General features: G+C 69.9%; 5 protein-coding genes. 2 read left to right on the forward strand and 3 right to left on the reverse strand.

The genetic code is table 11. From position 1 onward, the window contains the following. Nucleotides 1–7: 7 nt before the first annotated feature. Nucleotides 8–1147 (reverse strand): acyl-CoA dehydrogenase, encoded by a 1140-nt coding sequence (locus tag ACF08M_RS01280; protein ID WP_392183169.1) that lies wholly within the window; start codon nucleotides 1145–1147, stop codon nucleotides 8–10. Next, nucleotides 1147–2739, reverse strand: a complete 1593-nt coding sequence (locus tag ACF08M_RS01285; protein ID WP_392183170.1) for an aldehyde dehydrogenase family protein — start codon at nucleotides 2737–2739, stop codon at nucleotides 1147–1149. The genes ACF08M_RS01280 and ACF08M_RS01285 overlap by 1 nt, the downstream gene beginning before the upstream one ends. 672 nt (nucleotides 2740–3411) lie before the next feature. On the opposite strand from ACF08M_RS01285, the gene ACF08M_RS01290 reads away from it, so the two are divergent. Next, nucleotides 3412–4245 (forward strand): helix-turn-helix domain-containing protein, encoded by an 834-nt coding sequence (locus ACF08M_RS01290; protein ID WP_392183171.1) that lies wholly within the window; start codon nucleotides 3412–3414, stop codon nucleotides 4243–4245. A 251-nt stretch (nucleotides 4246–4496) separates the two neighbouring features. Beyond that, nucleotides 4497–5279 carry a thioesterase II family protein gene (locus tag ACF08M_RS01295; RefSeq protein WP_392183172.1) on the forward strand — a complete coding sequence of 261 codons (783 nt, stop codon included), beginning with the start codon at nucleotides 4497–4499 and terminating at the stop codon, nucleotides 5277–5279. Between the two features lie 82 nt (nucleotides 5280–5361). On the opposite strand, the gene ACF08M_RS01300 is transcribed toward ACF08M_RS01295, so the two are convergent. Next, nucleotides 5362–6930: a long-chain-fatty-acid--CoA ligase gene (locus ACF08M_RS01300; RefSeq protein WP_392183173.1), complete on the reverse strand. Its 1569-nt coding sequence runs from the start codon at nucleotides 6928–6930 to the stop codon at nucleotides 5362–5364. Nucleotides 6931–7096 lie beyond the last annotated feature (166 nt).

A 7096-nucleotide genomic window follows, 5' to 3' on the forward strand; every position in this document is an offset into this window, starting at 1 on the left:
CCCGTTGTCATGCCACAACCAGCGGCTGGCCCGCGTAGTAGTCGAGGAGGCCGTCGACGGTGCTGGTGCGCGACGGCGGGTGGAAGGCGATCGCGTGGGTCGCCGCGGAGAGGTACGCGATGTCGGAGGAGGAGATGAAGGCCATGCCGCCGAGCATCTCCACGGCCTGTGCGGTGGTCTCGGCGATCAGCTTCTGCACGGCGAACCGGGTGACCAGGGCGGCCGCGAGCCCGTCGTTGCCGGTGTCGCCGTCCATGACGCGCCGGGCCAGTCCCTCGGTGAGCGCGGCCGCGGTCTCAATGCCGACGGCGAGCGCGCCGCGGTCGGAGCCGGAGCCGCGTCCGCGCTTCAGCACCCGCTCGACCAGGGAGCTGGCCATACCGGTGTACGCCGCGCACACGATCATCTGGAACCAGATGAGCCCGACCTCCTGGAGCTCGCTGAGCTCCTCGGCCAGTTCGGCGGGCGGCTGAAGAATCTGCCGGTCCGTCACGAACACGTCTTCCAGACGCACTTCGTTGCTCTCGGTGCCCAGCAGCGCGCTGGTCTTCCAGAAGGGGTGCACGCTGATACCGGGGGTGTCGGCGGGCAGGATCAGGAAGCCCATGTCGACCGAGCCGTCCGGCCGGCGCATTCCGACGCTCGCGGTGATCAGGTCCATGGACTTCGACAGGCTGCACGGCTTCTTGGAACCGGTCAGCAGATACCCGCCGTCCACCGGCCGGGCCTCCATGGTGGGGCTGAGGATGCCCTGCTCGGTGCGGCCCTCGGCGAAGGCCGAGGCCACCAGCAGACGTTCCTGGGAGACCCGCTTCAGCAGCATGTCGTCGAGGTCGGTGCCGTCCGCGAAGGTGTCGGCGACGCCGAAGAGCGTGCCGATCGAGAAGTGGTGCATGGCGGTCGCCACGGCGAGCGAGGGAGCCGCGGCGCCCAGGGCGCGCACCACCCGGGCCGCCTGCAGCGCCGTGGCGTCCGCGCCGCCGAACGCGGCGGGCACCAGCAGATTGGATCCTCCGTGGTCGCGGAAGATTCCCACGGCGGGGCTGTTGCCGGACTCCAGCTCGGCGAAGGGGACTTCGGCCAGCCGGTCCAGCAGGCCGGGCAGCAGCGCCTCACAGGATTCGCGGTCTGCTTGCATGAACTGCATTACTGCTCCTCAGAGTTGTGATCCGGCGTGACGTCCGCCGACGGCTCCGGGCGCGCGCCGGCGAACTCGGCGTATGCCCCGAACACCGCCTCGCGCGGCCGTACCCCCGTGGCGCGCGAGACGCCCTGCAGATGAGTGGTGCGCAGCATCGGGTAGTTGGCCTCACCGAAGGCGCCGCCGGTGCGTCCGGTGCCGCCGTGCGTCGGCAGATAGGGCAGGAAGCCGATGTGCGAGTCGTTGACCTTGAGCAGGCCGCCGTTGTACACCTCGTCCACGAAGCGGTCGGCGACCGCTTCGTCCCTGGTCCACAGCGAGTTGCGGAGCCCGTAGGGGTTGCTGTTGACGTAGGCGAGCATCCGGTCGAGAAGTTCGTCGTCGGGGGCGGCTTCGGGCACGATGACCGGCAGCAGCGGGAAGAAGGTCTCCTCGGCGACCGCCTCGATGTCCCGGCAGTGGTCGAGGCCGTCCACCCGCAGGATGGTCGGTTCGAGGAAGAGGCCGGTGTCGGAGGGCGTTCCGTCGGTCTCCATCCGCCGGGCGCCATGGACCAGGGTGGCGCCCTTGTCCAGCGCGTCCTGGACGTAGGCGTAGAAGCGCTCGCTGCGCAGTACGGGGGAGAGCAGCGCTCCGGGGTCCTCGGGCAGTCCCGGGCGGATCAGCGACGCGGTCAGCCGCAGCCGTTCCAGCAGCCGTTCGGCCACGGCGGGGTGCACGATCACCTGGTTGGGGACCATGCAGATCTGCCCCGAGCCGAAGAAGCACTCGACGAGGGCTTCGCAGGCGGCCTCGATGTCGGCGTCGTGCCAGATCAGCACCGCGTCGTTGCCGGCGAGTTCGAGGACGGGCTTCTTGCCGTGCGCGACGCAGTTGCGCTCCAGCTCCAGGCCGGTGGTCACGCCCCCGGTGTAGAAGATGTCGTTGATGTGCGGGCTTTCCAGCCAGCTCTTGATGGCGGGCCCGGGGCGGGAGCAGAAGACGTTCAGCGTGCCGGGGGGCGCTCCGATGTCGTCGAGTGCCGGGGCCACCAGTTCGCGCATCGCGTACATGACGCCGAGCGGCGCGCTGCGGGGGGCCCGCACGACGACGGCGTTGCCGGCGATCAGCGGGGTGATCCCGAACAGGGCGCTGCTGGCGGGCGCGTTCTGCGGCGGGTTGACGGCGACCACACCGTCCGCCACGCGCCGTACGGTCATCCGCCGGTTGCCGTGCTCGATGCCCTGTTCCATCTGCCGGGCGCACCAGCCGAGGGTCTCGTCGCTGAAGATCTCCAGCAGTCCGGCCACTTGCCATTCGGCCAGCGCCCGCGGGTTGCCCTCGGCGATGAGCAGATCGACGAACTCCAGGTGGCGGTGGAGCAGCCGTTCGCGGATTCCCCGGCCCAGCCTCAGGCGCTGCTCCAGCGGGAACCGTGCCCATATCCGGGCCGCCTCGGCCGCCTTTCGGGAGGCCTCCTCGACCGTTTCGTCGTCGGCCAGCGCGCAGCGTCCCACGACAAAGTCCGCCGCGTCCGCGGGATCGGCTTTACCACGTTCCAGTTTCCGTTTGAGTGTCAGGCTCTTGAAGACATCATCAAGAATGGATGACGTCTTCACCGTGTAGACGTGTCTTGCTGCCGGCACCTCACGTCCGGCGATATACGAGTCGTAGCTGAGGAACACGGGTCGGGTCGGTCGCGAACCACTCGTAGCGACTTGTCCGAAGGTCCCGGGGGGAGATTCCACGATTCGAGGTCTTCCTTCCGAGGTGCTGGGCGCTCGACACTGCGGAGACAAAAGCTGCGGATACACGGAAGTGGCCGGAAGTTGCACGACTCGGCACGTCGGCGATTCTGGCAGGGGGCACTGATACGGCCCTGACGGTCTACTGACCCGCCCGGATGCCGGACGGGCGCGCGGCACCGCGGGCCCGGTACCGGGAAGCCCAGGACCAGGAACAGGAAGCCCAGGACCGGAAAGCCGGTTACCGGCAGCGCCGCGGCCGGCAGATCCGCGACAGGAAGACCCGCGACAGGAAGATCCGCGACAGGGGAAGCCCGGAATCAAGGAGTCCGGATTCTTTTCGCCGGCTTCCGTTTATTTACGAGGAAGTCAGCAACATGACGGGCGGGGATAAACAGCCGTCACGGCCGCAGGCGAATCTTTCCGGCCAAAGTTTATTACAGCTCACAGCCGGGCCGGGAACGGCGTAGTCGACCTGCTTACGATGGGTTAATGCGCGGACACACGATGCCCAGCGGTCACACGAAGCCCCATCGAATCGGCCCCATGCTCCGGGAGTGGCGCCACCGACGCAATCTGAGCCAATTGGCGCTCGCCCTGCTGGCCGAGACGTCCAGCCGCCATCTGAGCTTCATAGAGACCGGACGTGCCAGGCCCAGCCGCGAACTGCTCCTGAGGCTCTGTGACCAGCTGGACGTGCCCGTACGCCAGCGCAACCGCCTGATGATGGCCGCTGGTTACGCACCGGCCTATGAGGAGACACCGATCGGCGAGTCACAGACGGGCCGGGCCAATGAGGCCGTCGAACGGCTCCTCACCGGCCATGAGCCGTACCCCGCCCTGGTCTTCGACTCCGTCTCGGTCCTGTTCCGGGCCAACCGGTCGGCGATGGCGCTGCTGGACGGTGTGGCCGAGGAACTGCTGCTCCCGCCGGTCAACGTCGTGCGGCTCGGGCTGCATCCGCAGGGCATGGCGCGGCGGATCACCAACTTCTCCGAGTGGCGCGGGCATCTGCTCTCCCGGCTGCGGCGCGATGCCGTGTTCACCGATGACGAGCGGCTCAACTGCCTGTACGAGGAGGTCCGCGCCTACCGGTACCCGCCGGGTCTGCTGGAGACGGAACCGATCTGCCCGGACCCCTCGGAGATCCACCAGGTCGCGATGCCGCTGCACATCCGGGCACTCGGGACCGAGCTGAGCTTCTTCAGCGCCGTGACCACCTTCGTGGCGCCCGTCGACATCACACTGGCCGAGCTGACCATCGAGACGTTCTACCCGGCCGACACGCACACCGCGGGCACGCTCCACTCCCACCACTGGAACAACCACCTGCGCACCGCGGTGCCGGAGGGCTCTCCCCTGCTGCCGACCGGCCGTTGAGCGCGCGCACCAGACCGCGTCCGCTACCCGATCGAAGGTCACCCGGCAGGCTCTCAGGCGGTTTCCCCGGCGGCCTTCTTCGGCAGCGCGTCGATTCCTCGGCCCTCCGCGCGCCGTGTCGGCAGTGTCGATTACCCGCCAGGTAATTGTCCGGGCCCCCGCCCGTCGCCTAGCGTCGAGCGGTACGGACGCGGGGCGGGACCGGGGGCAAGAGGTCCTCGCCCGTCGCGGCACAAGCGCGGGAGGGGCAGATGGTCCAGGAGAACGCGGGGCTCGGCGCCGCTTGGTTCCACACCGGCCGGGCACGGCCCGACGCGGCATGCAGACTCTACGTCTTCCACCACGCGGGCGGATCGGCCGCGACGTACACGCGCTGGGCGCAGATGCTGCCCGACGACGTGGAGGTCGCGGCGGTCCAGCTGCCGGGCCGGCACAACCGCCGTTCCACACCCGCGTTCACCGATCTGGACACACTCGTCGAGGCCGTGTACGAGGCCCTGGAGGACGACCTCGACGGGCGCCGCTTCGCGTTCTTCGGGCACAGCATGGGTGCGCTGATCGCGTACCGGCTGACCCTCGCCCTCCAGAAGGACGGCGCCCCCGCTCCGGCCCTGCTCGCGGTGTCGGGATGGGAGGGGAGCGCGCACCGGCCGAACCTGGTGCCCGTCGCCCAGCTGTCCGACGAGGAGTTCCTCGCCCGTGTCGAGGAGTTCGGAGGTCTGCCGCCGGAGGTCACCGGCCACCGCGAGCTGCTCGATCTCGTACTCCCGGTGCTGCGCGCCGACTTCACCGTGGTCAACGGCTATACGGACGACGGGGCGCGGGTCGACTGCCCGGTCGTGGCCTACGGCGGGGCCTTAGACCCGTTCCTGGGCGGGGGCGCCATGGGCGCCTGGGCCGATCGGGCGGACACGTTCCTGGGGTTCAGCGAACTTCCGGGCGGTCACTTCTACCTCTACGAGCAGGCCATGGCACTGGCCGCGGATCTGTCGCGCCGGCTGCGCCGGAGCGCGGCGGGCCCACAGCGGGGCTGACAACGGAATCCGGGGCCGGCACCGGCCCTGGATTCCAGTGGCGGTGCCGGCCCCGGTTTCCGGTGACGGGCCGGCCCCGCCGTCAGTGGATCTTGCTGGTCCGCCCTGCCCAGAACCGGTCCCGCAGTTCGCGGCGGAGCACCTTGCCGGTCGAATTGCGGGGCAGGCCGTCCAGGAAGTCGTACCGGACCGGGATCTTGAAGTCGGCGATCCGCCCCTTCAGGGACAGCATCAGTTCTCTCGGGGTCGCGCGCATGCCCTCGCGCAGCACCACACAGGCGTGCACCGCCTCGCCCCAGCGGGGGTGCGGCGCCCCGATGACCGCCACCTCGGCGACCGCGGGATGCCTGCCGAGTGCCTCCTCCACCTCGCCGGGGTAGACGTTCTCCCCCGCAACGATGATCGTGTCCTTGATCCGGTCGCAGAGGTAGAGGTAGCCGTCCTCGTCGAGATAGCCGGCGTCGCCCATCCGCAGCCAGCCGTCCGTCAGGGTCTGCGCGCTGGCCTCCGGCAGGTTCCAGTAGCCGAGCATGACCGCGGGCGACCGCACCCACACCTCGCCCGTCTCACCGGCGGCACAGGTTCTGCCGTCGGCGACGATCCGTATCTCCACACCCGGACAGGCCCGTCCGGCGGCCCGCAGCCGCGGGCTGCCCGGGGTGTGGTCGGGCATCGGCAGCAGCGCCACGGCATTGCCTGTCTCGGTGGCGGCGTACGCCTGCACCAGGTCGGCCTCCAGCACGTCGAGGGAGCGGACCAGCAGTTCCTCGGCGATCGGTGAGCCGCCGTAGACCGCCTTGCGCAGCGTCGCGAAGGTCTCCTTGGACGCGGCGGGCTCGGCCAGCATCATCTGGAGCATGGCGGGGGCGACGAAGGTGGTGGTGACACCCACGTCCCGGATCAGGGCGACCGCTTCCTGGGCGACGAACATCCGCATGATCACGTTCGTCACGCCCGCGGTGAAACCCTGCATCGACCAGGAGAGCCCGGCGATATGCAGTCCCGGCAGCCCGATCAGACTCCTGTCGCCGGGTTTCCAGTCCACCCAGTCGAGGCCGTGCTCGTCCATCGCGCGGCCCAGCGCGAAGAAGCTCCGGTGCGGCAGGACCACGCCCTTGGGCAGCCCGGTGGTGCCACTCGTGTACATCTGGGCGACGGGCTGGGCGGGATCGGGGCGGTAGCCGGTACCGGTGTCCGGGAAGGCGGACTTCCAGTCCAGGAAGCCCGCGCCGCGCCGCCCTGCCGCGTCCATGGCGACGATGTGCTTCAGCTCCGGCAGTTCTGCCTCGACCTGCTCGGCGGTGGCGCGGTACTCCTCCTCGACGAAGAGCAGCCTGGCGCAGGAGTCCCGCAGCTGGTGCTCGACCTCGCTCTCGGTGAGCCGCCAGTTGACCGGGACCAGGACAGTGCCGCTCTTGGCGCAGGCGAAGGCGATCTCGTAGTAGCGGTGCGACTCCATGCCGAGGAACGCGACCCGGTCGCCGGGGACGAGCCCCGCGGCGAGCAGGGCGTGCGCCGTGCGGTTGCTCTCGCGGTCGAGTTCGGCGTACGTCACCTCGGTGCCGAGGTGGATCATGGCGATGTGATCGGGCCGGACGGCGGCGTGGTGTCCGGGGATGGCGGCAAGGGTCTCGGGCGTGGCCTCGTCCATGGTCTCTCCAACAACAGGTCCGGCTGATCCGGAGGTCGGTACCCGGCCGTGTGCGGCGCGGGGTTCGGAGCCTGTCGGGTGGCCTCTGACCGGGCGGCCCCCCCCCGGGCGCGGGCCCCCCCCCAGCGCTCACGGCGCGGGGCCCCGCGGGGGGGCGCACACCGCC

The organism is Streptomyces sp. NPDC015032, from assembly GCF_043080425.1.
Taxonomy (GTDB): Bacteria; Actinomycetota; Actinomycetes; order Streptomycetales; family Streptomycetaceae; genus Streptomyces.

What these genes read in the sequence shown, in the direction of transcription:
- ACF08M_RS01290 (WP_392183171.1), top strand. Translation starts at nt 3,412, where the DNA reads ATGCTCCGGGAGTGGCGCCACCGACGCAATCTGAGCCAATTGGCGCTC.
- ACF08M_RS01295 (WP_392183172.1), top strand. Translation starts at nt 4,497, where the DNA reads ATGGTCCAGGAGAACGCGGGGCTCGGCGCCGCTTGGTTCCACACCGGC.
- ACF08M_RS01280 (WP_392183169.1), bottom strand. Translation starts at nt 1,147, where the DNA reads ATGCAGTTCATGCAAGCAGACCGCGAATCCTGTGAGGCGCTGCTGCCC.
- ACF08M_RS01300 (WP_392183173.1), bottom strand. Translation starts at nt 6,930, where the DNA reads ATGGACGAGGCCACGCCCGAGACCCTTGCCGCCATCCCCGGACACCAC.